This is a genomic window from Ruegeria alba, assembly GCF_022321465.1.
Classification (GTDB): Bacteria; Pseudomonadota; Alphaproteobacteria; order Rhodobacterales; family Rhodobacteraceae; genus Ruegeria_B; species Ruegeria_B alba.
In genome coordinates this window covers 1-25612 of record NZ_JAKOEM010000027.1, presented here as the reverse complement: position 1 = coordinate 25612, position 25612 = coordinate 1, and the positions used below count along the sequence as shown (strand labels likewise).

Genomic DNA, 25612 nt, shown 5'->3' with positions numbered 1-25612 from the left:
AAGGACGCTGAATGCTTGGTAGGGATAAAATCCTCCGCGAAACACGGGATCGGCTAATTGGTCCTGGTCTTGGGGTGCCTGGGCCGAGCGGAACGCACGCGGACGAGGTCATCGAGGGGCGCATGAGCCTAGCCTACATGCAAGGGATGCTCTTCCCGCGCGCCGAGAGAGCTTCACCCGACCTGGGTGGCGATGAGGCCGAGGATGCGTCGGAAGAGGACTCGGATGACCCGCTTAGCATGTCGAGCGCTGTGCTTCCGGCCTCCATGGGAATGTCGCTGTGCATTTCTTCTGGTGGCAAGGTGCAAATAACGGTGCAAGCAGCTATTTACGACGCTATCCAGCCGAACGAAGGGCCCGTAAGTCTTGATGTTGCCAAGCAGGCGACACCAACCGGAGAACGCGACACAGCTTCAGTTGCCACGGTTGAGACGAATGCAGGGAAACGGGGAGGCAGGGCCGCAGAGCGATGGCAACGCCGCGAGTTGGACCCTTCGTCGCAGATTGTTGATGCGACCGGAATGGAAAAGAAGCTCATTCTCGAGGGTCATGCGGCGTTGGAAGTGCTGTCGCGAACCTTGCCGAGCGGCAATATCCTCCTAACCGTAAGCGTGTCCAACGCGCACGAGGCGAAGAACGCGAGATCGAGCGAGTATACGTTATACCAAGTGTCAATTCGCGCGGAGCCCGTCGAGGGTCAAATTTTGAAGTACCCGGCGGCCCGGTACGTGCCGCCAACGGACGAGGAACGCGAACTCCGTGTTATCTACGGGGAGCAACGTCCTTACGCCGTCGGGCACGGAGTCGCGACTGACTGGAGCCTCGAGAACGGCTGCTGCAAATGGGTTAAGACCGATGCCCTTCCCACTGCCCACGTTTGGAGACCGGTTTTCGATAACTTGTCAATCAATAGAGAGGGCGAACAACTTTCCTTCGAGGACGAGGATTTGTTTCGGATCGCTTCCCTGGCCAGTGGAGGCCTTGCTGGTCCTGAACTGGTCAGGCGGCTGACGAAACTCATCGAATTCTACGAGGAATGGATTGCGTCCCAGTCCGCGACACCAGTCGATGCCGAGTTAAAAGACGATGCCGCGAGAATGATCGGTCGCTGTGAGCGAAGTGCTGTTCGCATGAAGGACGGCATTCGTATCCTGGAAAGCAACGAGGAAATCGCGCGTTGCTTCATGCTCGCGAACCGCGCGATGCTCATGTCGATGTCCCATGCTGAACGCGCGACGGGACGTGGACGCGAAGATAGACTTCAGGGGCCGTTCGCGCTCGGAAAGGCCGAGACAGGCACGATCGATTACTTTGCGAATCCCGCCCAGTGGCGTCCGTTCCAGCTCGCGTTCTTTCTCCTAGTGCTTCCGTCCCTCGCGGGAGAGACACTTCCCGATCGTGATTTGGTCGATGTTATCTGGTTCGCAACTGGCGGCGGCAAGACTGAGGCTTACTTGTTCGTGTCCGCCTTCGAGCTCTTCAGAAGGCGGATCGTCGAAGGGAAATCGGGCGGCGGGACTGGGGTAATCAACCGCTACACCTACCGCTTCTTGACTGCCGACCAATTTCAACGCACGGCTGGCGTCATCTGTGCCATGGAAATGATCAGGCGGGAATTGGCCGCTTCCGGCGATTCATCCGTTGGCGAGGAAGAATTCTCGATCGGTCTTTTCGTTGGTGGCGAAGTTAGTCCGAATACATTCGCGGGCAGCCAAGATGGGGCCCTTTCGATGACGCAGGAGTTATTCGATTCTAGCCAGCCTCGCGACGCGAATCCATTCCCCATCGAGAGTTGCCCGTCGTGCGGAACGCTGCTCGTTCCGGAAGAAAAGAAGGTAAGGCCGGATGGCAGTCCTGACGAAGCCTATTACGGCTTCTTGGCGACGGCCAACAGCTTCACCACGAGATGCCCGGAGGAAGATTGTTTTTTCCACTCGGGTCTTCCCGTTTACTTCATCGACGAGCAGCTGCTTCGCGCACCGCCGTCGTTTCTTCTCGGGACCATTGATAAATTTGCGATGATACCTTGGAAAGAGAACGGTGGAGTCCTGCTGGGACGAGGTATGAAGTCGTCGCCACCTTCGCTCGTGATCCAAGATGAGTTGCACTTGATCTCGGGGCCGCTCGGGACACTAGCAGGCATCTACGAGGCAGCGTTCGAGACGCTTATGGCGACAGGGGGAAAGCCCCCGAAGGTGATCGCGTCCACGGCAACCATCAGGAACGCCTCGGTCCAATGTCGCAGGATCTACGGCAAGCCCTCGATGGTATTCCCATCGCCTGGTTTGCGCGCGGAGGACTCTTTCTTCTCGAAGCTCGACACGGGCAACAGGGAGAGGTCCAGGCTCTACGCCGGCGTCATGGCGCAGGGGCTGCGGTCGACGGTAGCTGCCTCGTGGACGATGGCAACTTTGCTCCAGGCGACTTACGAACTCGTGGAAGAAAGCGAACTGACCGCGAACGAAGCGGACTCTTACTGGACTCTTGTCGCCTATCACAACAGCAAGCGCGAACTTGGGCGCATCGTCAACGCAACGAGAGACGAGATTCCGACCCGCATGAAAGTCTACGCGTCGAACGAGACCGTGGAAAGGCCATCGAACTTCCAGGTCCTTGAGCTGAAAGCGCACGCTGAGACACCAGTCCCGAGAGCTAGACAACTGCTGGCGCGGCGCCATAGGCCAGAGCAACCCGCGATAGACGTGGTCCCTTGTACCAACATCATTTCCGTGGGTGTCGATATCGATCGCCTTGGCATGATGATGGTGAACGGTCAACCCAAGCTCAGCGCAGAATATATCCAGGCAACGAGCCGGGTCGGACGCGGCGTAGTTCCCGGCCTCGTCTTGGCTGCCTATTCACCCAGCAAGCCCAGGGACCGCTCGCATTACGAGTCTTTCCGTGACTACCACGAGCGCTTCTACAGCTTCGTTGAGCCGACCAGTGTGACCCCAGGAGCTTTGCCGGCAATTGAAAGGGGACTCCATGCAGCACTGGTAACGGTCATACGCCACGGGACCAAACTTAGAAGAAACTCGGCCGCCAATCTGTTTGATCCCTCTGAGCAGCCTGTTGCCACCATGATCGGGCGTCTCGAAGAGCGCTTGCTAAGGGCCTATGATGGGCCTCGGGAAGCAGAAGAAAGGGATCGCATTTCGGCGAAGTTGGCCGAAAAGGTCTCGGAGTGGGCTGGATGGGCAAACTCCGTAGAGGGGCTCCAGTACACTTTCGCTAGCAATCAGAAACGCGCGCACTTGCTTGTTCGTTACGGCAACAAGAAGATTGACGGGGCAGGTTGGCACACGCTGCAGTCCATGAGGCACGTCGACAAGGAAATCACGCTGGAGGACAAGGCACTTGCCCAAGCTAACAATTCGTAGCGCGCAGCTAATAAGCCCCTTCGGTGTAGGCTCCCTGTGCGAGATCGACGGCCAGTCTTTCTTCGTTCGTGGTACGGGCAGTTGGGCAAAGGGTTACAATCTCGAGAAGATCGAAGTTGGATCGCTTACCGATTGGCTTCGGCCCCGCCAGCTCAGGAAGCCCACGGAATCGGTTGCAATATTGCGCTTTCCACATTGGCACTTCTGCCCGGAGTGTCGGAAAATGACTCGGTGGACGCAGAACAAGGACCGTGAAAACCTCATGGAAGACGGCAGTCTTCCTAGACCGACCTGTGACGGGGGCAAGTGCAAGAATGCCCGCCTGGTCCCCATGAGGTTCGTTGCCGCCTGCGACAACGGACATCTCGACGAGATCGATTGGTATTGGTGGGCCCACCGGCGACACGAGCCCGCGAAACACGGCGCTTGCAGCCGCCAAACGTCAAGGTTGTACTTCGAGGTAACCGGCAAGAGCGGCGGTGATTTTTCGAGTATGGAAATCCGCTGTAGCTGCGGATCGTCTGGGAACTTGGAAGGGATCGCTGACGGCCCGCTACCGCAGAAATGTCGCGGGTATCAACCCGGGGAGCAAGCTTCGACATGCATCGACCCGGAGAACAAGAAGAACCCCGGCGCACCGAAACCACTCTACATGGAGCCTCGCGGGTCAAGCTCGCTCCACTACGCTTCCGTGATCTCCGCACTCGATATCGACGGTGACACGCAGAAAGACAGCTGGGAGAAACTTCGGTCCGATGCGATCTACCAGAACACCTTGCAAACGGCGAGGTTGCTTGCTGGCTTGCAAGGAGGTGACACGTCGCTGGCGATCCAGGCAAGCCGTCCAAGCCTGGAAGCTCGCGCACACGAGGTAGGCATCAGTTTCGAGGACGCCTTGGCTTGTTTCGAAGCCGACCTTGGAGCAAACCCGACTGAAACGGCAGATGTTGCACCTGCGGACGAGATCAGCCAGCAAAGCATTCTCGACCAGGAGTTCCCTGTCCTTGCGAACCCAAAGGGACAGGAAACTCGTTGGCTCATTACTCGCCCGGAGCAGCCGACTGCCCGTTTCGGTCTCGACGAGCTTTTCGAGCGCTTCGTCAGGGTCGAGCGGCTCCGTGAGGTCCGGGCATTTAGGGGTTTCCAGCGTCGGAATGTCTCGGCGAAGCACGCGATGATCTCTCCTTCGCTAGGACGGCAGCAACCTGACTGGTTGCCTGCCATGATGGTGCTAGGCGAGGGAATCTTCTTGGAGTTTTCCAACTCAGCGATAGCCGCTTGGAGAAAAAAGAACGAAGAGGAAATCGAAGAGTTTACTCGTTCACACCTGCTGAGCGCCGAGACTCTCGGATTGCCGGGGCGCATGGGTTTCAACGCCAACCCGACCTTCGTCATGGTCCACAGTTTCGCACACTTACTCCTGAACCAGCTGTCCTTCGACTGTGGCTATTCCTCAACTTCGCTAAGAGAGCGAATCTACTGTGGGACCGACTCCGACCCGTATGCCGGTCTTTTAATCTACACGGCAGACTCTGACGCAGAGGGATCGATGGGAGGCCTGAGCGAGATGGGAGCGCCGGAAAGGCTCGAAGAGGTCATTTACCGGGCGGTATCGCGCAGCCAATGGTGTTCGGGAGACCCGGTTTGTCGCGAACTTGATGCCCAGGGGGTAGACGGTTTGAACCGCGCTGCTTGCCATGCCTGCTCGCTTGTCGCGGAGACGAGCTGCACCGTTTCAAACGTGCTCCTCGATCGTATCCTAGTGTCCGGGGACGGGCGCAAGAATGGTCGCGGTGTAACAGAGCCGGTAGGGTATTTTAACAAGGTCCTGGAGGACTAAAGATGCGGTTCCCCTCCCTAAGTGATCTCGATCGAGAGCAGCGTCGCATTTACGGCGATGCTCCGGCCGACGGGGCAATCCTAGTCTTGGGGCCGCCCGGCACTGGAAAGACAGTCATGGCTTTTCACCGTGCCCAGAAGCTCGGTAAACTTGGGCAAGATCCGCATGTTATAATGTATAACAAGGTTCTGGCTAAGTACACCTCCACCCGATCGAACGTGGCGCCGGATGTCAGCGTGAGCACGATGCACGTCTGGGCTGGAAAATGGTGGAAGCGAGCGACGGGCTATTGGCCGCCTACGGTTGCAGGCGACCGGTGGGCCCACGATTGGAACCAGATTTGCGCTAGGGCTCTCAACGCCTTCCAGAAAGGAGCCAGCCGAAGCTTCATCTGGGGACATCTCATCATTGATGAAGGGCAAGACTTCCCGCCCGAAATGTACATGGCGCTCGGAATGATGCTGAAGCAGTTGGAAGCGCTCGGGACCGCGGCGCATGTAACGGTATTCGCCGACGATAACCAGCGACTTCAGGCTGATCGGAACAGCCGGATTAAGGATATCAAGGACTATCTCTTCTTCGGTGCAACGGCCGATCGGGTCTTCACCCTCAAAAAGAACTTTCGCAACACTCGGCCTATCGCCGAGTTCGCCAAGTACTTCCAGGTCGGCAACGAGAGCGGCATTGCCGAGCTACCCGATGCCGACGGCGAGAAACCGCAAGTGATCTTCGCGGCGAACGACCGCGATATCGCGGACTTCATTGCTCGTAAGGCTAAGATTAATCCGGGAAAGCAAGTCGGTGTTATCGTCTACGGCAGTAAAAAGGACGTCCAGCGCGCCTACAACCAGGTGAAGATGCGAGTCGACGACTTGCCCAAGCCGCCGCGACTGCAAATGTACGTAAGTCGTCACGCCACACATACCGAAGATGCACTAGACTTTGAGAGTAGCAACACGATCACGTTCCTTCACGCCCAGTCCGCAAAGGGCCTGGAGTTTGACATAGTTTTCTTCCTTGGTATGGAAGCGATGAGCGTCGATACCTCTGGTTTTCTCAACGAGCGGATGGCGCTCTACGTCATGAGTTCCCGCGCCCGTTCGGAACTCTACATTGCATTTCGTGATATCGATCCGAAGGCCCATCCGCCGGACTCTATCTGTCTTCTTCCCCGGCCGAGTGAGAAGCTTTGCAGGTACGTCGGGCTAGGACCGCTCGAAAAAAGCATCACGGTGTTTGAGGATGCCATTGAGGCTAACGATGGTTTCAAAGACGTGGAGGCAGCCGAGTGACGGACAACACACGCGAACTCGAGTTCGATCTTGAAACTAATAGCGAAGGCAAGATCGCGCGCTGGGAATTCCTCGTGCCCATACATGCGGACAATTTCGCCCTGGCGTTAGCATCCGGATACGTTGGAGGGTCTTTGAAAGCCGATGCGGCACGAGATCTTCAAGCGCACGTTGGCAACAACCTGCTCGGATTTAGCTGCGAGGTTCCAGCTTGGGCGATTGCAGAAGGTGAACCAGGAGATCGGGTCCTGCTCAGCTTCGAAAGAACAGGAAAAGAAGTTCCGGATGCCGGATGTTTGGAAATGCTCGATGGCCCGTCAAGGATAACTAAACTGCAGTCGGTTTATTTTAAGGACGAGGCTTCCCTTGCGAACTTCAATGCATCCTACGATGCGTTTCCTGACGTTCCCGTCAATGTCGTCGAACTATCCACGAATTGGCCGGTTCGCGAAGTAGACGAGCGCCCGAGAGACCTACAAGAAATGCCAGTCGATCGCACTGAGCAAAGATGCGACCTAGATTTTTTTGGTGGGTTTGCTGCTGGGGTCGTCCAGCTATTGGCGGATAATACCTTAGACGAAGCGATCTACAAATTTCTTCGTGAGCCAGGTACGGGTGTGACAGAAAATGGGCGAAATCTCTTGCTTGCGCTCGAACCTGGCTCCTCCCAAGCCGACGTCGGGATCTGGACCGCGACAATCGGAGCGTTGCGGTCGCGCTTTGGCAAGCGGGGCTTCGATCGGCGTGAGTTCATCGCGGATGTTGAAGAACGCTCGGCAGGTCACGGTCCGGAAGTGGATTCCTGGGTACGTGGATGCCAGAAGGTAATCGACGCCGAGATTGACATTCCTAGCCTAACAGACGGTGAGAAGATTGGCCGCCGAGCGGCGCTTGCTGTTATCCTGTCCCACGATCCTGCGGGATTGGAAGAACTCGAAAACAACCTCGGAGCTGGGCCGCGGGTGCGAGCATTGGTTACCGCAGCCGTTTATGCCTTCGCCGGGCTTTCGCGAATCGATGGCAAACTTAAGTCGCCTGCGTCGAGAATGGATGCTGTACTCGAAATAGGAGAACGAGTTCTAGCCGGCGATCCGGTGCATGTCGAGATTGAGACATCCCGAACAGGCAGTGATTTGACACGCCACCAAACCATCAAGGTAGCTGGCAACATGGTACTCGAACGGCTGGTCGAGCCACCGGCCTACATGGTCATGTTAAAAGCCAGAATTCAGGAGGCCGGCTACAAGGTCGAAGTGAAAAGCGACTCGGGGCAGATCGGAATTCGACCGAGCAGCACAAGGGGCGAGTTCATCGTAGTCGAGGACTGCTCCCAGTCGACAATGCAGGACCCAATCGTCAACCTCGTACTTCCGATCGCAAGGTTGGGCGCTCGCCCCACCGTTGCTTCGCTCAAGAAGCTTATGTCGGCTGCCTGGGTAAACGCCACCACGGTTGCGCTGCGACAAGTTGGTGAGGCCGAGGAAGTTGTCGCGATGGCAAGTTTGCCGCTCGCGACATTGGATCGCGATGAGCTCAATTTCCATGTTGAGCGATTGCTCCAAATATCTTCAGAGCTGGGAGGGAGCAAGCCAAAGGGGCGGCGCTTGAAGGCTTAGGATCGTTGTCCATGACGATCGTGGGAGACCACGGAGGGAATCCCTCACCTTCCGGAGCACGCGTCGTTGCAGATGCTTGACGCAGTTGGGCTCTCCATCATCTCGAGTCAATCGAAGAAGCGACGGCAGAAGTGATATGCGAGTCGATCTCTGAAATTGATGATGTTGTCTTCGACAGTCACTATTTCACAATGATCGGTTCCACCGTTGGCTGGTCCCCGAAGACCGCGGCCCACCATCTGCATGTACAGGACGGGGCTGAAGACCGGTCTTGAGATCAGGACCATGTCGGCCTTTGGGGCATCGAAGCCGGTCGTCAGGACGCTGTGATTGCAGATTACCCGTAGATCGCCGGCGCGGAACCGTCGTGTGAAATGCTGCCGCGCAAGCCGGTCCGTCTGACCGCTGACAGCGGCAGCAGGGCAACCTGCAAGATGTAGTCTCGCCGCAAGGTACTGCGCGTGTGCGACAGAGTTGGCGAACAGGAGGATGGACTCCGCCTTGCTGTTCACGATGGCATCGATGATCAGATCATTCCGGTCGGAATCTTCGCCCATCCGGTCCACGACGCTGTCGGGAAGCTCTCCAAAGGTATCGACGTGCTGCTGTTCGCGCTCGGTCAGTGTAATCGGCCTGTTGTAGCGAAGTGGGCGATAGCTTCGGCCCGCGAGCACGCCCATCTCGGAGAGCTTATCGTGAAGGCCAGCCTGGTCGGACGGAAACCAGCGACGGTCAAAGCGCGCCGCAAGCCGTTCGGACTCGTCCTCATTGTACCCGCGCCATGGCGTAGCACTTAGACCCAGAACGGGCGCTTCACGTTCGCGCGCGCGCTCGCCGCCGACTTGAACATCGAGCCAACGCAAAAGATCCGTGTAGCTCGAGGTTATCGCGTGATGGCACTCATCGATGATGATGATCCCGGATTGGGCGACCCATGCCAGTTCGGAACGACCACTACGGCTGTTCAAGGTCTGGATGCTCGCAATTACTACGGTTGGTTCATCGCCTTCCGGCGGCGAAGGGTTTCGCTGGCCGCCCCATAGCCGCACGATGCGGAGGTCTTCGCCGGGCTCGCCCACATTGACCCAGAGCTGGCGAAAGCACTGGACTGCCTGCTCGCACAGCTCATCGGTCTGAGCTATCCAGAGTGCAGTTCGACGCCCATCGCCCTGCAAGACCAGCCGCACGACAGCCTCAGCAGCGACGCGCGTCTTGCCGCTGCCTGTGGGCAGGCTGACCACAGCTCGGCGGCGACCTGCGCCTGTGTTGAGAAGCGAGCCTATGCTAGTCAGGATGTCTTCCTGGTAATCGTGGAGTGGTGGCAGGTGAATTGGCCCACTGACGGACAGCTCTGCATCTCGGCGGCCTCCGACCGAGGCGGCAAACTCGATCGGAAAGCCAAGCTCTTGCACAAAGACCCGAGCTTGCTCGCCACCCCAACGTTTGGGAGGCGCAAGCCCACGAAGCTCAAGTGCGTCTCTCAGCCTGCTGAGCAACGTCGGTCCGTGGACTGCCAGCGCCAACCGGGCGAGGTCCTCCGGATCGACATGATTCTCCACGGCGTGACGGGTAGCAGGGGTCAGAGTTCCGAGCAGGGTCTCGATGTCACCACCAATCGCTTTTAGCAATCTGAGCTCAAGCGACTTCTCATCTCGAACTGCCGTTCGCGCCTCGTCTGACCTGCGATCCATTATTCGGGAAAGGATTTCTTCCAGATCTGCGCCACCCTGAATGATCCCATGGCGCGCGAGGCAGCGAAGCAATAGTTCGACACCTTCCTTCCAGCCGCGACTGCCAAATTGCTCACGATCGATGAGGAATGCGCCGTCGGCGTCCATTCCGACTGTCACCGCTCGCCTGAAAGGCCCGACACTTTCTTCAAGGCCGCTGACCCAGACGGCCGGGATCGTCCTCAGCATCTCAAAGTCTTCCTGCGCTGCAGCCAACTCCGGGAAAAGATCGAGGAGGTGCGACGGCGCCGATAGACGCTTCTCGAATGACATCGACGGCCCGGTGCCAAGCTCCATCGCGCCGGCTGCCACCCATGCCGAAGCCACATCCTCGAACAACAAGATTATCCTGCCATCGTCGAGATCGTGCCCGACGCTCTCATCGGCGGTCACATAGATTTCCGACAGCGGGAGAGCGCCGTCGGCGCTGGGCAAGGCGGCTGGAATGGCACCGTCAGCATGTGCCATCTCCCACACCGGCCGCAGGGCCTTGAAATCCCGTTTTCTTTCCGAAACTGAATTGAAGACTTGCTCCCAGAAACGCGCGGTTGCCTCGCGCGTGAGTTTGGCCCTGCGCCAGGCGAAGCGAGATCCCAAATCCGTCTCAGCATCTCTGGCGCGGAGAAACCCTTCAACAGCCTTGAACCCCTGGACTTCAGCCTCAGCCAAGATGTCAGCAAGTTCGGGGGGGATGCAATTTAGCGGCACTACGAGGTTGCCGACGAGTATGCGTCCATGCTCCGTCAGCCAGAAATAGGCCGGATGCGGTGCCGTCACCTTCGGGTAGGCGTCCGCACGTGTCGGATGTATGATCGTCACCTTAGACGCATTTTCGGCAAATTGCGCGATCTCACCTAGCAGCATCCGACTCAGCTGTGCGGAACTCGCCGTAGGCAGCACCGGAAGCAGCCGCCACCCTGACGGCATGCGGATCGAGTAGCTCGAGATCTTGGGTAAGTATCGCGGCGTGCTTCCGGAGTGCGCCCTGCAAATCTCATTGAAGCCGGGACTCAATAAGCGGAGGTAGTCCTTGAAAACCGGATCGTCTCGATCCACGGATTCCTCGATACTGGGAAATTCCGACAGCCAGTCCGGTGGGGCCGTGGTTTCGATCTGCCGCCGAAATTGTGGATCCATGACGTGATCCTCGGGAAATCCCGATAGAGTCTCCCGTACGATCAACAGGCTCCGGCTTGTCCACTTCCCGGATACTGCGCGGAACTTGATGCGCTCCAGATCCAGCTCATCGATGTATTCCTGCCTCGCTTCCTGTGGTGCAGAGGCGATGTTGTGCCAGAAGTTCTCCCAGTCTTCCGGCCCATCGGATTCCTTCGCGGTCGTCAGCGAGGCTTCGAGAATGTCGGACCACGATGCAGATGCCAGCTCGGTGACATGCATCTCATTGACCAGGATTTCTCGGGATTCCTCGTCCGAAGCAATTTCCTCAGCAACTGCAAGAAAGCCTGCAGGTGGCTCTGATCCCGAAACGATAACCGCCTCTGAAGGAGTGGCCAGACGTCCATCGGCGGTTGGTATCAGTCGTGCTTCTGGGACGCTGTACAGTCGGCACTCGTATGGCTCCCGCAAGAGGCTGCCAACGAACGCGAGGGCCTGTCTCGCCAAAGCGAGGTCTGTGTTCGCAATACAGTCGAGCCATTTATCGGCGGGCGACTTCGCCAGGACCTGCATGTCCCGGCGCTTTGCTTCCGTGACGAGGGCATTCAACCGCGATAGCCTTGCCTCGGTCGAATAGCAGTCCGGATGCAGGTAACGGTCCCGCGCCTCCGCACTCGCAAGGCCAGCCCACGATCTGCAGATCTCCGTGTCCTCAACAAAATGCCGCAAGAGCTGGCTCGCACCGCGCGGGATGCCATTCACGTTAGGCAAGACTTCAGACGAAACGATCTGGTCCCAGAGGGACCGGATGAGGGGCACGGCGATTTCGTCCTGCCGTTCCGGTTGACGCGGGAACGCACTTACGGCGGCCCCGGAATCCTCGGGTGTGGACAGCGCGGTTAGAGAGCCACTTATCAGATCGGCAGCGGCCTGCATGATCGCTTCGTTCCAGGGTCCTCGGATCAGGTTGGTTCTGTCGCTGTTGAGTTTCCACGGTGCGTTGAGGATGCCCGAGGTGCGGCTTTGCGTCTCGGTGGGGAAGAACGCCCAGAAGCGCCCAGCTTGTTCGCGCCCCCCGACCGGTACCGCCCAGGACAGCGGGACCTGTTCCCTTGCCTGGATGTGAGTTGCATCAGAGCGCGCGGCTGGGCTGTCGACGTGGACTGATGTCTCGAAGACCTTCCACCGGGCCTCGTTCGTTCCGTCGCTGACAACTGCGAGCCCGCCTTCAAGCCGCTTGGTCAGAAGACGGGTTGCAGCACCTTCCACTTCCAGCTCGAGGGAGATTGCCGAGGGCAGGAACAGTAGGAACTCGGCGGGGAAATCTGCTATTTCCTGGCTAAGTCGCTCGAACGCGGCCTCATCTGCGATTTCAGCTGAAACGACGGTCGTTGCCCAGTTCCACCTGCTCGATTTCGATAGCGGGCTACTCTCGGCTGCGGGATCCAGCACCTCGGCAAGCCGCATGCCCGGTGCGGGGGCATCTTTGTCCAACCCTAGATGTTGACGAATCCGCTCACGGCAGGCTTCGGGGTCGAAGCGCAGTCCTACAGATCTGGACGTCAGGTCGACACGACCGCCCAACTTGAGCAGTGACTTAAAACCTATCCCAAATCTGCCGATCTGGTTGCCGCGCTTGGGGGAGCTGCGCGCGTTCAGAAGCGCCACAATTCCTGGTTCGTCCAAGGCGGCTCCAGTATTGGCGGCCTCTAGCCGACTGGAGGAGAGACGGACATGGATCCGCCCTTGGGGCTCCGCGGCCTCCAGGATCGCGTCGGCAGCGTTCTGCACCAGTTCGTACAACTGACGATAGGCGTATCCGCCTGACAGGACTTCGTTCTCGGTCTCGAAATGTTCGGCCGCGTCCCGTGGTTGTGCTTCGTAGGCCTTAAGGCGTTTCTGGCATTCGTCATGAACGAACTCTGCCAGTTGCTCTAAATCCGATTCCTGTTTTCGAACATCCATGCACGCCTCAAATACCTTAATGGAAACATCTGCGTAGGCTGTTCCCGCACTCTCTCACCATTCTTGCGAGACTAGCCGCGAGAGATGGGGGGCGGCAACAGCTTAGGCGAGCGTCGCCTCCCTTGAGTGGCGGGGCAGGTCAAAAGCGCGAAACCGCGCCTAAAGTGGGAATTGCGGATGCCTGGGGGGCATATGTTATCTACAAAACAATAACTTGGGGTGGATCGCGTTGGATTCCAGTCCCACTCCATCCTGATCTCAGAATGTGGCACTGAGGCGGCGTTCGAATTTTAATAAATCAGCCCAATGATTGTCGCAGGTTCTGCGCCACCTCATCCGCCGCCATCCGCACTGGCTCGGCAGCAAGGTGGGCATAACGGGCCGTGGTCTGGACCTGCGTGTGACCAAGTAGCTTGCCGATCATCGGAAGTCCCTGACCCGAGGCTACGGCCGTCGATGCGAAGGTGTGGCGTAGGTCGTGGATGCGCACGTCTTTCACTCCCGCGCGGGCGCGGACGCGTTGCCAGAAGGGCTGTAGATCGCTCAGTCGCTTGCCCGGCAGGGTGCCGGTGATGACCCATGGGTTGCCTTCGATGCGCCGGGCATCGCGGAGCTCTTCGACGGCGGGTAGTCCAAGATGGACGACCTTGGCGCCGGACTTGGAATCCGGCAAGCGCAGGACGCGCTCGGCCAGATCAACGTATGCCCACTTCAACGTCATGATCTCGTTCAGCCGGCAGCCGGTCAGGATTAGCAGCCGGGCGGCGAGAATCGCCGAGGGCAGTTCAATCCCCTCCGCCTCCATCTCGCGCAGCACCTCGCCGATCCGGCGCAGTTCCGCCGCACTGAGAAAGCGCTCGCGCTTCTCTTCCGGGTACTTTCGGATGTGCTTTCGCGGATTGGTGCCGTCTGGACGCAACCCCCACATCTCGGCGAGGCTGAACATTTTCGAGACCACTTCGAGGCAACGGTTCGCCTGATAGGGGATTTGGCGGAGGTCGTGATGGAACTTCGCCACGTCCGCCCGGGTGATGCCCGTGACCGTCAGCTGTCCGAGTGCGGGCAGGATGAAGCGTTCCAGGTTCCGGCGATATTCCTTGGCCGTGCTCGCCTTCACTCGGATCGCGATGTGCTCCTTGTCGAACCGCTTGGCCAACTCCTTTAACGTGATCGCCTTGCGTCCCGCGTCCCGCTCGGCGGCGGGGTCCTCGCCATTGCGTGCGGCGGCAACGATGGCGATGGCGCGGTTGCGCGCCTGCTCGCAGGTCAGGACCGTGCTGGGCCCGAGGCTGATTCGTCGGGATCGGCGTCCGGCGCGATACTGGACGACGTAGCCCTTACGCCCGCTCGGCAGCACGCGCAGCCCGAAGCCAGGGATCTCGCTGTCCCAGAGGAAGTATTCGGCGGGGCGGAGTTCCGCGGCGTCGACGAGGCGTTTGGTGATCTTGGGCATGGTGGTCTTCGGTGTTTTTTCTCCATTCCACAGTGCTGAAGCGCAGGCGACAGTCAACGAGCACATTGAAATCGCGAAGAAAAAGGAAAATTCGAGTGTTCCCGCGTAAGACGCTACGGTGCGCTGGTGCGGGGTGCCGACGTGCCCAGCGAATCAGAAAGCAGGTTCCAGACCCTACGGACCACTGATAGGTTCGGGAAAAAGAAACTGGCGATCCGATGGCTTCCAAGACCACCCTCAATGCCAAGAACCTCGAAGCGCTTGGCGCCGAGCGCTTGGCGCAACTGCTGATCGAGGTCAGTACCGGCAACGCGGCGGCCAAGCGCAAGCTGCGGCTCGCGCTGGCGGGTGCCCAGAGTCCGAAGGAGGCTGCGCGGGAGATCACCAAGCGACTGACCAGCATCGCCCGCGCCCGCAGCTTCATCACTTGGAAGAACCGCAAGGCGCTGGTCACGGATCTCGAAACCCAGCGTCGCGCCATCGTCGAGCAGATCGCGCCCGCCGATCCGGACGAGGCGCTGGCGCTCATGTGGCGGTTCATGGCTCTCGCCACGCCCGTATTCGAGCGCTGCGACGATTCCAGCGGCACCGTCATCGGCATCTTCCACCAAGCCTGCGCCGATCTGGGTCAACTCGCCGCGAAGGTCCGGCCGGATCCGCAGGCGCTCGCCGGCACTGTTCTCGATGCGCTTCAGGACAACGGCTATGGCCAGTATGACGGCCTGATCGGCATCATGACCCCGGCGCTCGGCGACGAGGGGCTGGCGGCCCTGAAATCGCTGGCCGAGGACCTCGGCCGCTCGCCTGTGCAGGTGCCGCCAAAGGATCAATGGAAGGCGGTGGGCTGGGGCCCGGGCGGCACCACCTACGAGCACGAGATGCGGGCGCGCGAACGCGAGAGCACGGTCTCCATGGCGCTCAAGGACATCGCCGATGCGCAGGGCGACGTCGACGGCTTTATCGCTCAGTACGATCCAAAGACCCGCAAGCTGCCGCAGATCGCGGCGGAAATCGCGCAGCGTCTGCTCGCGGCCGGCAGGGCAGGCGAGGCGCTGGGGTTCCTCGAGCGCGCGGAGCTCGGCGATGGCTTGCGGGTTCCACTGGCCTGGCAGGACATTCGCCTGCAGACGCTGGAGGCACTGGGTCGTGGCGAGGAGGCGCAGGCGTTCCGGTGGGACTGCTTCGAGCGCACGCTCTCCGACAGCTACCTGCGGGCCTATCTCAAGCGGCTCCCCGACTTCGACGACATCGAAGCCGAGGAGCGGGCGATGGCGCACGCCACGGCCTGTCCGAGCCTTCTTCACGCCCTGCAGTTCTTCCTCGACTGGCCGGCGCCGGATCGTGCGGCAGACCTCCTTGTGGCCCGGCACGAAGAGATCGACGGGGATCACTACGAGTATCTTGTCCCCGCGGCGGAGGCCCTGTCAGAGTATCATCCGCTGGCCGCGACGCTGGTGCTCCGCGCAATGATCGACTTCACTCTCACCAGATCCCGGGCGAAGCGGTATCGCTATGCCGCCGAGCACCTGGTCTCCTGCGCCCGGCTCGCGCGCGACATCCCAGACTTTGGCGCGTTCGAGACGCATGACGTCTACGTCGCCCGGCTGAAGGAGGAACACGGCAGGAAGTTCGGCTTCTGGTCGCTGACCGCCGCCTGATGGTCGTGCAGAAGCTTCTGGTAAGGTTCGAGGCGCGCGCGGCAAAGAAAGAGGCTTGACCGGGCCCCATGTCTTTGGCGACCTTGCTGCCGTGGTGCCATTGTACTGGAAGTGTGGACGCGGAGCAGAGGAGAAAAAGCTGATGTCCGAAGACTTTGAATTGAAGATCTCGCCGGAGTTTCTTGAGAAGGCGGAGCAAGACATGACGGAGAGCCTTGAAAAATATGGCGATCCGAAGCTGTTCACAGCCTACAATCGTGGTGGTGGCCCTAAGGGCAGCTACGATCGGCATTACGACAAGAGCACCGGCAAGTAAGCTGAGTGCCATTGGGCTCGGAAGAGATCGAAATAGATAGTCTGATCGTTAAGATTGCATCCCGATGCAATCTCGACTGCGACTATTGCTATATCTATCATGGACAGGACCGTTCTTGGGAGAGCATGCCGTTTCGCATGCCGGACGCGGTTGTTGAGGGGCTGATTGACGCAGTTACTTTCCTGTGCGCCCAGCAGGAAGGTGCGCCCCTCGTAGCATTTCACGGCGGCGAGCCATTACTGTTCGGTTTGGCGGCTTTTGACTCCCTGGTCACGAGAATTGAGGAGCAGGCGCCCCGAGCACGCATGACGGTCCAGTCGAACGGGACGATATATAACTCAACTCTTGAAGCAATCCTTAAGAAACACAGGTCTTCGCTGTCGTTCTCTCTATCGGTCGATGGCCTCCAGGAAGAGAACGACCGTCACCGGGTCGATAGACGCGGAGCCAGTAGGTTCCGGAAGATCAGAGAGACAATCGAGCGCGCTCGGGACGCCCAAGTGCTCGATTCGATATTGATGGTCGTCGACCTGAAGAACTCGCCCGACCGCATATTGGAGTTCATGCACTGGGCTGGTGCACCCCAGTATGACCTTCTGCTTCCGGATGGTGATCGTCAGTCTCTTCCACCCATGATGGATAGCTTGGACGCGTGTCAGGCGGCTAAATGGGTGCTCGATTTTTCGGCTCTGTATTGCAGGGATCGTCGTCCTTTCGGAGTAAGGATGCTAGACGACATCATTGAGAGACTGCTTCTTGAGAAACAAGGACTGCCTCGCCCCTCATCTGGCAAAGTTCGTGTAGATCTCACTGTCGACACCAATGGAGAGATCAAGTTGGTTGATACTCTGAGGATCAATCGGAGCGGGGCCGATTTCGCCGGCGGCTTCAAGATCTCTCGCGCTGGGATTGATGCAGCTTTATGCTCTGCAGAGTTGAGGGACTTCCTGCGCACAAGAGATGATGTTGCGCCAGAGTGTGAGAACTGCCGGCATTTTGGCAAGTGCGGTGGCGGCTACATGCAGCACCGATGGGATGGTGAATCGTATCGCAACCCCTCTGTTTATTGCTCAGACTACAAGCAGGTCTTTGGTGTTTTTGAGCGGGCGCTAACATGATTTGTCCATACCTCGTCACTCTGCCCGAACGTGGGGCATTTGGTTCTGCAATGTCTCGGGTTTTTCCGGAACGAGTCTATGAAGGGCTGAGTAGGTCTGTAAGAGAGCTAGATTGGCACGAGGCCCGAAGGGAGTTTTATCGGCAAAGAGAGCGAAACGTTTCTGGCCACCCCGCCTTTGAAAAAATCTTTGATCTCACGGCCCGACAAGAGATGGCAGATGCGGTAGGGGATTTCTTCCGGGCATCGATTTCTGCAGACTTTGATATTGCAGCTCACAAGATGATCGAGGGAGACTATATTGCGGCTCATACAGACGAGAATGATTTTGATGAGGAGTTTCGGCTTACAGTCACGTTGAACGAACACTGGTCGATCGAGCAAGGCGGCATTCTGCTGACTCTGCGGAGTGGCAGCATGCGAGACGTCGAAGGCGCTTGGCTTCCATCGCACAACAACGGTTTCCTATTCGGGATCTCGGAGAGATCCTTTCACGCTGTTACCCCGGTTAAGTCTGAGGCTGCACGGTATAGCCTAATCTTTACCTTCAAGCGTTCTCAAGCACCGTACAAGAATGACGTTTGGCTTCGCTGGTACCCCTTCCCTTTCAAGTCGGACGTCAGTGAAGCCCAATATAACGCTGAGGTGATGGGCTTGGATCTGCGAGCATTCGATGCTCCATACACTCGTCATGCTTTCTCAGGGAAAGAGGAATTCGATGACTTCGTGGGCGGTACGCTTCTGAATGCGCCTCAGGGCTTGTCTTACAGCAGGCCTGGATCACGCAATGTAGATGAGCGCGGGCAGCAGCCGCGAGGATCAGACGCAGAGCGGCTGGCCAAGATTGCGGAGCTGGAAAGAATCCCTCCCATTGCTTTGGTGCGGAAAGTAACAGGGGAGTATGTGCTGGTTAACGGCAGTCATCGGCTTAGCCACGCTGTAGACCGTGGTACGGCTATCGCGGCAACGATCTTCTCCGAGCCGGCGTCAGAGTAGGCCGAGGGCGGCGCCGCTCTTTTGGATTGAACTGCTGCTTCCTGAGAATCTGTTAGTTGCCTGTTGGAAGCATTGTGGAAGCACGAGGCCGAAAAACGCTGCGCAATCCCGACGGATCGTGCGAAGCCGGGCCGCTTTGCCGTGATCGGCAAGTGTTGGAATTTGCGCAAGAATTCGCGGCTCCGAGTGATTGTTCATGGTTCGCTCGACACGACTCATAACCTGAAGGTCGTAGGTTCAAATCCTACTCCTGCAACCAAAATAATACGCGTTATCAAGTACTTACACACCTCCCTCAAGGGTGGCGTTTGCGTTTGCGCGCCAACATCAACGCCACATCAACAACCAGCCAGAAAAACTGCAACAGCAAGGATAAGCGTGCAGCCCAACGCAAAGCGCGGGCCGATTGCGCAAAGCCTAAGTCCGGACATTCGAGCCTGCTGCAGCTAATGGCTCCTTCGAGCCTATCGCGTCACTTGCTGCACTCCGTTTGAACTGGTGCAATGCGCGTTATGCGGACATACCTTAGAAGGTAATCATCCAGATCTCGCGTGTGTTCCCTCCTTCCATTAATGGTCCGCTGCCGGGCACAGTGGAAATGTTCAAAGTCTCAAAGGTACCCGAGACGGCGCAATTGGCAATCCCAACGGGTTTGTGCCGAAAGCGCCCAACTATGTTTCGGACCTGCTGCGCCCCTGAAGATGCGGCACAAAAAAAGCGGCGGGCGAGGATTTCCTTCGCCCGCCGCTCTTCGTTTTTGTGCCTAGTCGGCCTCTATCCGACGGTGCTTCCCAGCCAAAGCGTGATCGCAGGAAACGCGATCAGTATGGCAAGCCGGACGACATCGACCGCGATGAAGGGGATGAGTCCCTTGAAGATCCGCACGACGGGAACGTCTGGAAGAACGGCTTTTAGGACGAAGACATTCATGCCCACTGGCGGTGTGATCAGTGCGATTTCCGTCACGACGATAACGATGATGCCGAACCATACCAGATCGAACCCTTGAGCGACGACGATAGGCGCGAAAAGCGGTACGAAGATCAGGATGATCGCCATCGAGTCCATCACGCAGCCCAGCACAAGGAACACGCACATGATGGCCAGGATCAGCGCCGTGCCCTCCAGGCCAGTAGACTGCACCAGGCTCAAAACACCAGATGCCAGCCCAGAAAGGGTCAGGAGCTTGGACAGCATGAGTGCGCCGAACAGTACGGTGTAGAGCGAGACAGAGGTATAGGCAGTGTCGACGACTATGGCGCGCAACACGGCCCAAGTGAGCTTGCCGTGGAAGGTCGCGATGAGGATTGCCAGCCCGGCGCCCATGCCGGCGGCTTCGGTCGGGGTAAAGAGCTTTGCATAGAGGCCGCCGATGATCAGCCCGAAGAGCAGCAGAAAGGGCCAGACACCGGCAAGCGTCCGGATCTTTTCCGGCCAAGGGGTCTTCTCGCCTTGCGGAGCATGGCTGGGATCGAGGGCCGCCACGAGGCGGATGGCCAGCATGTAGAATGCAAGACCCAGGAGTCCGGGAACGACGCCGGCGATGAACAGGTCCCCGATATTGGTCTGGGTCAGGATGCCGTAGACCACCATGATGATCGAGGGCGGGATCAGGATGCCCAGCGTGCCGCCCGCGGCAATGGTGCCGGAGGCCAGCTCATCGGAATACTTGTACTTCTTCATGCTGGGATAGGCGACCTTGGCCATGGTGGCCGCGGTGGCGTAGCTTGAGCCGCAGACCGCCGAGAACCCCGAACAGGCGACCATGGTCGAGAGCGCCAGCCCGCCACGGACATTTCCGACAAAGGCATAGGCCGCGCGGAACAGATCGTGGGCGATGCCGGTTTTCGAGATCACATTCCCCATCAGGATGAACATCGGCACGACGGCCAGATCGTAGGACAGGACCGCATCGGAAATCGTCAGCGGCAAGAGTTGCAGCGCGATGTTCCAGTTGATGGCAAACCCGATCCCGGCCACAGAGACCGCGAGCAGGGAAAACGCGAGGGGAACCCGCAGAAAGGCCAGAACAATGGCCGCGAGCATTGCAATGGAGCCGACAATCATAGCGCTTCCTCCTCGTGGGTGTCTTCGGGATCGACCATCGGCCCGGTAAATGCGATGGCCAGGGCGGCCAGCGCCGAGAGGGCGCAGCTTGCGGCCATGTAGAAATAGAGCGGGCCACGTGGGACACGGAGAGCCTGGCTGACTTCCGAGATGCGCGACGCGTTCAGTCCGTGCTTGATGAAGAGCCAAGCGACAAGAGCCAGCACCGTGGTCACCATCACGCTGATCAGCACGCGCCACCACGCCATCCAGGGCTTGTTCACAAGCTTGTCGAGCAGGTCGATTGTCAGGTGCGCCCCAGCAGCGGTCACCAAAGGAAGGCCGGCAAAAACAACCAGTGCCATCAGATGCTCTGTGATGTCATTGGCCCCGTAGATCGGCTTGCCGACGATGCGGCGGCCTATGACGTCTGCGAAGGTCAGTGCGACCATTGCCAGAAGGAACAGTGCCATGACTGTTTCAACTCCCCGGCGGATTTTCCATGCCATGGACAGCATGATCCTGTCTCCTCCCAAAAAGACGGGGACCGGCAAACCGGTCCACGTTGCGCGGTTTAGTTCGATGCAGACGCTGCGGATTCGGTTGCAAGCGCCTCATACGTGTCGTTGTAGAAGGTCAGCATGGCCTGCGGGTCGGCAACGCCAGCGGCCTTGGCGGCCTCTACCCAGTCAGCAACCATCGTGTCGTAGATGGTATCCACCGCCGCGATCAGTTCGGGAGAGGCTTCCACGATCTCATGACCGGCCGCGCCCAGCTTTTCGGTGGCGGCGGGGTTCTGCAGATCGAAGTTCTTGCCCCATGCGGCAGAGAGTTCTTCGCCGATGATGCCTTCGATCGCGGCTTTGTCCTGGTCAGCCAACCCATCCCACTTGGCGCCGTTCATGATGACGAAGAAGGTCGCGTCGTAGAAGCCGTTCGGGAAGATGGTGTGATGCTCGAGGCTGTCTTCGAGGCGGAAGTTGACCACCGACTCCATGGTGTGAAGCGACCCGTCGATGACGCCGCTTTCCAGCATCTCGTAAGCCTTGGTAGCCGGTGCGGCCACCGGAACCGCGCCCAGCGAGGTCAACAGTTTTTCCTGGATCGGCCCGCCCATGCGGAACTTGACGTTGGCCACATCCTCGGGCGAGGTCACGGTCTTGGAGCCGTGGTGCAACTGGCCGCCGCCGAACATGCCGACAGCAAGCATCTTCACGCCGGCGAAAGCCGCGTTGTCGGCAAGATAGGCCTCATAGGTCTGCCACAGTGCCCGGCTTTGAGCTTCGGCATTGGTTCCGGCATTCGGGAACTCGGCAAACCACATCGAAACGAAGCGCTCGGGCTCATAGGTGAAGTTGCCCCAGGTGATGTCGGCCACACCGTTGCGGGCCAGTTCCCAATGCTGCGGCGGGCTGGCCAGAGGGGCGGGCAGGATCACGACGTTGACGCGGCCTTCCGTGGCTTCTGCGACCTTCTCGGTGAAGGGCACAAGGAAGTCGGTGTGCACAAAGTGGGTCGGCGGCACCCAGGACGACATGGTGAGCGTCTCGGCGCTGGCCATCGTCGCCGCCATCATTGCGGTTGCGGCGACAGCGCCGGTGAGCATGGACTTGGTGAAGGTGATCATCTGGATCCTCCCTAGGATGATATCTGGTTCAGGTCAGTTGGTGAGAGTTGAGCGTTGCGCTCGTGCGGAGCTTTGCCAGATCGGCAAAGATGGCGGCTCCGACAGGAATGATTTCCGCGTCGAAGACGAATTCCGGGTGGTGAGGGGCATAGCCGCCTTGTCCGATGAAGAAATATGCACCCGGGACAATGGCCGAGAGCTCGGAGAAATCCTCGGACGCCATGAGGCTGCGGGCGTTCTCGGTGACGCGCTCTGACCCGACGACACGCGTTGCCGCAGCCACGGCCGCGGCGACGCAGGCGGGATTGTTCAGCGTGACGGGCACCATGCTGCTCACGTCGATCTCGATGAGAACGCCAAAGAGCAGCTCGGTCGCGCGCACCGCGTCTTGCAGCAAATCGGCCAGCGTATCGCGCACCTCGGTCGCCGTCGTGCGCATGGTCCCTTCGATCCGAACGGTATCGGGCAGGATGTTGCGGGCCGTACCGCCTTTGATCAGACCAAAGGAAATCACCCCGGTATGGCGTGCATCGAAACTCCGAGTGGCGGCCTGCTGAACAGACGAGATCAGATGTGCGGCGGCCGCGATGGCGTCCTGCCCGGTATGCGGCATCGACCCATGCGCACCCTGCGCCCGGATCGTGATATCAATGTTGTCCGCAGAGGACAGCGCCGCTGTCGCCGGCACGCCGACCTGACCGGCGGGAAGGTCCGGCGAGTTGTGCAAGGCGTAGATCTCGTCACAGGGGAACCGCTCGAAGAGGCCATCTGCGATCATCGCGCGTGCACCGGTCAGGAGTTCCTCGGCAGGCTGGAAGATGAAGCGAATTGTGCCGTCGAAGTCGCGATGTGTCGCGAGATAGGCGGCGGCGGTCAGTGCGGTGACCATGTGTCCGTCATGCCCGCAGCCGTGAAACCGGGCGGGAACTTCGGAGGCGTAGCCGACCGTGGCTTTTTCCTGCATCGGAAGGGCATCGAGTTCTGCCCGAAAGGCGATGCAACGTCCGGGTGCAGCAGGTGACGCATCTTGACCATGCATGGTCCCGACGACGCCCGTGCCGCCGATGCCAGTTGCTACACTGTAACCGAGCTCGGTCAGCCGTGCCGCGACAAAGGCCGCCGTCCGCACTTCTTCGAAGCCGATTTCGGGGTGGCGATGCAGGGTCTGCAGCCAGTCTTGCGACGTTTTGCGGTGAGTCTCGTACCAGGCGGGAAACATCTTCGCGGGCTCCAATTTATCTCAGTGTGAGAATATTGCGCGGAGATACTTTTCCGGCAAGATGGTTTCTTGTTAAGACTATTTCGTGTAGAAATCAGGGTAAGACGTGATACTTTTTTGGTATCGACTACAGGAGAAGCGGATCGTGCAGACCGACAAGACTTTCAAGAACGAACGCCTGACGTACAGATTGAACATCGTCGCCCAAGAAGCGATTCAGGCCAATGACGAGATATTCCTGAGAGAGACGGGATGCCGGATACGCGATCTGCGTGTGTTGCGTTTGATCGATGATCGGCCGGGCACAACTTTCGCAGAAATCGCGAAAATAACCGGGTTTGACAGAAGTTTGACCTCGAGAATCATCCAGAATTTGATCGGCGCCGGTCTGATCGAGCGAGAGAATTCAAGCGAAGACGCGCGGGTGTTCCTGCTCTCCACAACGCCAAAGGGCAAGGAGGTTCGCCAAGTGGCGCGCCGTTTGTCTGATCGGCTAGAGGTGATCCTGACGGACCCGCTCTCCGCTCAGGAGATGCGGGCGTTCAACGAAATCCTTGCCCGTCTTGGGGCCTGGGTGACCTCTGAAGACTACCGAGATGCTCTCGCCAAAGAACTGCAAAAAGAAGCAACTTAAAATAGTCTTGACGTGAAACTAAATTCGATTTAGACCTTCTGCAGCCTACCAAGCTGTCACAGGAGAGGCCGATAACTCGGCGCCGAAGGAGCAACCCCCCGGAACCTCTCAGGCAAAAGGACTGTGACAAGCGCGGCGATCTGAAGCGCGCTGTGGAGCCTCCGCATCCCGCGACAGAGGGGATTGGACCTGTCATCCGGCAGGACGAAACCTTGGGTCGCGGGAGGATGCCATGACCAGAATTGCCGTAATCGGCGCCGGAATTACCGGCGTAACTACAGCATCAAGCCTGATGGACAGGGGCTATGATGTCACCTTGTTCGATCACAATCGGTATGCCGCGATGCAGACGTCGTTCGCCAACGGCGGACAGTTGTCGGCATCGAATGCCGAAACCTGGAACCGCTGGTCCACGGTTTTCAAGGGCATGAAATGGATGATGACGCGGGGCGCACCGCTTCTCGTCAACCCCAGGCCGAGCTGGCACAAGTATAGCTGGATGGCCGAGTTCGTGGCGTCGATCCCGCAATACCGGACGAACACTGTCGAGACGACCCGTATGGCGATTGCTGCGCGGGGTCTGCTACGGGAAAAGGCGGAGCGTCATGGATTTGATTTCGACTGTGAAGATCGCGGTATCTTGCACATCTATACAGACAAGGCCGAATTCGACCACGCGACCGAGGTCAACAAGCTGCTGGCTGAGGGTGGGCTGGAGCGCCGCGCGGTGGCGCCCGAGGAAGTCCGCCAGATCGAACCCGCACTGGGCGGCGATTTCTACGGTGGTTACTACACCGAAAGCGATTTCACCGGCGACATTCACCGCTACACGACGGGTCTTGCCAAATCCATCGAACGGGGTGGGGCGGTTTTGCGCTTTGGCACCGATGTCGACGCGCTGAAGGTCGACAAGAACGAAGTCCGCCTGACCTGGAGCCGGAACAACGAAAGTCAGACCGAAACCTTCGATGCCATCGTCGTTTGTGCGGGTGTCGAAAGCCGTGGCCTTGCGGCGCAGCTTGGCGACCGGGTGAACGTCTATCCGGTCAAGGGCTATTCGATCACCGTTCGCCTCGATGACGAGGAAAGCCAGCAGTCTGCGCCCTGGATCAGCTTGCTCGATGACGAGGCGAAGGTCGTGACCAGCCGCCTGGGCAAAGACCGTTTCCGCATCGCTGGCACGGCGGAGTTCAATGGGTATAACCTCGACATTCGGGACGACCGGGTACGCCCGCTGGTGAAGTGGTGCGAACGGTTCTTCCCCGGTGTGAGCACCGAACACGCCATCCCATGGGCAGGACTGCGACCGATGATGCCGAACATGATGCCCAAGGTGGGGCAGGGTGTTCGCGACCGGGTGTTCTACAATACCGGGCACGGGCATCTTGGCTGGACCCTGTCCGCGGTTACCGCCGAAATGGTGGCCGAAAAGGTTGCGGAGTCTCGGACTGTCAACAGTGCTGGTGCCGTGACCTCAGGTGCAACGGTTCCGTTGCAAGCGCAAGGAGCGGTGTGATGTATATCCCGAGTTACGAGGACATGCTTTGTGCGCATGATCGGATCGCGCCGTATATCCGTCGTACGCCGGTGCGGGTGTCGGATTATCT

General features: G+C 58.9%; 16 protein-coding genes and 1 riboswitch. Of the genes, 10 read left to right on the top strand and 6 right to left on the bottom strand.

What is annotated here, in order from left to right; all coding sequences use genetic code 11:
- The first annotated feature begins 122 nt into the window (after positions 1-122).
- The 4 genes from MB818_RS19795 to MB818_RS19780 are packed head-to-tail and all read left to right on the top strand — an operon-like array spanning position 123 to position 8128.
- Positions 123-3380: a hypothetical protein gene (locus MB818_RS19795; RefSeq protein WP_238906150.1), complete on the top strand. Its 3258-nt coding sequence runs from the start codon at positions 123-125 to the stop codon at positions 3378-3380.
- Entirely contained in the window at positions 3358-5220 is a 1863-nt protein-coding gene (gene drmB, locus MB818_RS19790; protein ID WP_238906149.1) for a DUF1998 domain-containing protein, read from the top strand. Before MB818_RS19795 ends, drmB begins: the two co-directional genes overlap by 23 nt.
- Positions 5221-5222: 2 nt before the next feature.
- Positions 5223-6512, top strand: a complete 1290-nt coding sequence (locus tag MB818_RS19785) for an AAA family ATPase (RefSeq protein ID WP_238906148.1) — start codon at positions 5223-5225, stop codon at positions 6510-6512.
- Entirely contained in the window at positions 6509-8128 is a 1620-nt protein-coding gene (locus tag MB818_RS19780; RefSeq protein ID WP_238906147.1) for a hypothetical protein, read from the top strand. The genes MB818_RS19785 and MB818_RS19780 overlap by 4 nt, the downstream gene beginning before the upstream one ends.
- Positions 8129-8235: 107 nt before the next feature.
- Here MB818_RS19780 and MB818_RS19775 read toward each other — a convergent pair whose 3' ends face one another.
- A complete protein-coding gene (locus MB818_RS19775; protein WP_238906145.1) occupies positions 8236-12939 on the bottom strand; it encodes a DEAD/DEAH box helicase in 4704 nt (1567 codons plus the stop codon).
- Positions 12940-13237: 298 nt separating this feature from the next.
- Positions 13238-14392 carry a tyrosine-type recombinase/integrase gene (locus tag MB818_RS19770; protein ID WP_238906142.1) on the bottom strand — a complete coding sequence of 385 codons (1155 nt, stop codon included), beginning with the start codon at positions 14390-14392 and terminating at the stop codon, positions 13238-13240.
- Between the two features lie 218 nt (positions 14393-14610).
- Between MB818_RS19770 and MB818_RS19765 the strand changes: the two genes are divergently transcribed.
- The 4 genes from MB818_RS19765 (at position 14611) to MB818_RS19750 (ending at position 18479) form a co-directional block, all read left to right on the top strand.
- Complete coding sequence (locus tag MB818_RS19765) at positions 14611-16050, top strand: DUF6880 family protein (protein WP_238906140.1); 1440 nt, start codon at positions 14611-14613, stop codon at positions 16048-16050.
- 142 nt (positions 16051-16192) lie between these two features.
- Positions 16193-16366 (top strand): hypothetical protein, encoded by a 174-nt coding sequence (locus MB818_RS19760; protein WP_238906139.1) that lies wholly within the window; start codon positions 16193-16195, stop codon positions 16364-16366.
- Between the two features lie 5 nt (positions 16367-16371).
- On the top strand, positions 16372-17484 hold the full coding sequence (locus MB818_RS19755) for a radical SAM protein (RefSeq protein WP_238906138.1): 1113 nt from the start codon (positions 16372-16374) through the stop codon (positions 17482-17484).
- Between the two features lie 212 nt (positions 17485-17696).
- Positions 17697-18479: a 2OG-Fe(II) oxygenase family protein gene (locus tag MB818_RS19750; protein ID WP_238906137.1), complete on the top strand. Its 783-nt coding sequence runs from the start codon at positions 17697-17699 to the stop codon at positions 18477-18479.
- 774 nt (positions 18480-19253) lie between these two features.
- Here the strand turns inward: MB818_RS19750 and MB818_RS19745 are convergent.
- From MB818_RS19745 to MB818_RS19730, 4 genes are read right to left on the bottom strand one after another with little or no spacing between them, the layout of a single operon-like run.
- Positions 19254-20546, bottom strand: coding sequence for a TRAP transporter large permease (locus tag MB818_RS19745; RefSeq protein ID WP_234217368.1), 1293 nt, complete (start codon positions 20544-20546; stop codon positions 19254-19256).
- Complete coding sequence (locus MB818_RS19740) at positions 20543-21043, bottom strand: TRAP transporter small permease (RefSeq protein ID WP_234145940.1); 501 nt, start codon at positions 21041-21043, stop codon at positions 20543-20545. The genes MB818_RS19745 and MB818_RS19740 overlap by 4 nt, the downstream gene beginning before the upstream one ends.
- A 56-nt stretch (positions 21044-21099) precedes the next feature.
- Positions 21100-22152, bottom strand: a complete 1053-nt coding sequence (locus MB818_RS19735) for a TRAP transporter substrate-binding protein (RefSeq protein WP_234217367.1) — start codon at positions 22150-22152, stop codon at positions 21100-21102.
- 28 nt (positions 22153-22180) lie between these two features.
- Complete coding sequence (locus MB818_RS19730; protein WP_238906136.1) at positions 22181-23371, bottom strand: M20 metallopeptidase family protein; 1191 nt, start codon at positions 23369-23371, stop codon at positions 22181-22183.
- A gap of 145 nt (positions 23372-23516) precedes the next feature.
- Between MB818_RS19730 and MB818_RS19725 the strand changes: the two genes are divergently transcribed.
- Entirely contained in the window at positions 23517-24005 is a 489-nt protein-coding gene (locus MB818_RS19725) for a MarR family winged helix-turn-helix transcriptional regulator (protein WP_234217365.1), read from the top strand.
- Positions 24006-24054: 49 nt separating this feature from the next.
- A riboswitch (glycine riboswitch) is annotated at positions 24055-24139 on the top strand.
- Positions 24140-24237: 98 nt separating this feature from the next.
- Complete coding sequence (locus MB818_RS19720; protein WP_238906135.1) at positions 24238-25521, top strand: D-amino acid dehydrogenase; 1284 nt, start codon at positions 24238-24240, stop codon at positions 25519-25521.
- The last annotated feature ends 91 nt before the right edge of the window (positions 25522-25612 follow it).

Bases quoted from the DNA above. Each gene is read 5' to 3' on its own strand.
- MB818_RS19775 (WP_238906145.1), bottom strand. From the start codon at position 12,939: ATGGATGTTCGAAAACAGGAATCGGATTTAGAGCAACTGGCAGAGTTC.
- MB818_RS19765 (WP_238906140.1), top strand. From the start codon at position 14,611: ATGGCTTCCAAGACCACCCTCAATGCCAAGAACCTCGAAGCGCTTGGC.
- MB818_RS19740 (WP_234145940.1), bottom strand. From the start codon at position 21,043: ATGCTGTCCATGGCATGGAAAATCCGCCGGGGAGTTGAAACAGTCATG.
- MB818_RS19770 (WP_238906142.1), bottom strand. From the start codon at position 14,392: ATGCCCAAGATCACCAAACGCCTCGTCGACGCCGCGGAACTCCGCCCC.
- MB818_RS19730 (WP_238906136.1), bottom strand. From the start codon at position 23,371: ATGTTTCCCGCCTGGTACGAGACTCACCGCAAAACGTCGCAAGACTGG.
- MB818_RS19760 (WP_238906139.1), top strand. From the start codon at position 16,193: ATGTCCGAAGACTTTGAATTGAAGATCTCGCCGGAGTTTCTTGAGAAG.
- MB818_RS19795 (WP_238906150.1), top strand. From the start codon at position 123: ATGAGCCTAGCCTACATGCAAGGGATGCTCTTCCCGCGCGCCGAGAGA.
- MB818_RS19750 (WP_238906137.1), top strand. From the start codon at position 17,697: ATGGCAGATGCGGTAGGGGATTTCTTCCGGGCATCGATTTCTGCAGAC.
- MB818_RS19735 (WP_234217367.1), bottom strand. From the start codon at position 22,152: ATGATCACCTTCACCAAGTCCATGCTCACCGGCGCTGTCGCCGCAACC.
- MB818_RS19745 (WP_234217368.1), bottom strand. From the start codon at position 20,546: ATGATTGTCGGCTCCATTGCAATGCTCGCGGCCATTGTTCTGGCCTTT.
- MB818_RS19785 (WP_238906148.1), top strand. From the start codon at position 5,223: ATGCGGTTCCCCTCCCTAAGTGATCTCGATCGAGAGCAGCGTCGCATT.
- MB818_RS19720 (WP_238906135.1), top strand. From the start codon at position 24,238: ATGACCAGAATTGCCGTAATCGGCGCCGGAATTACCGGCGTAACTACA.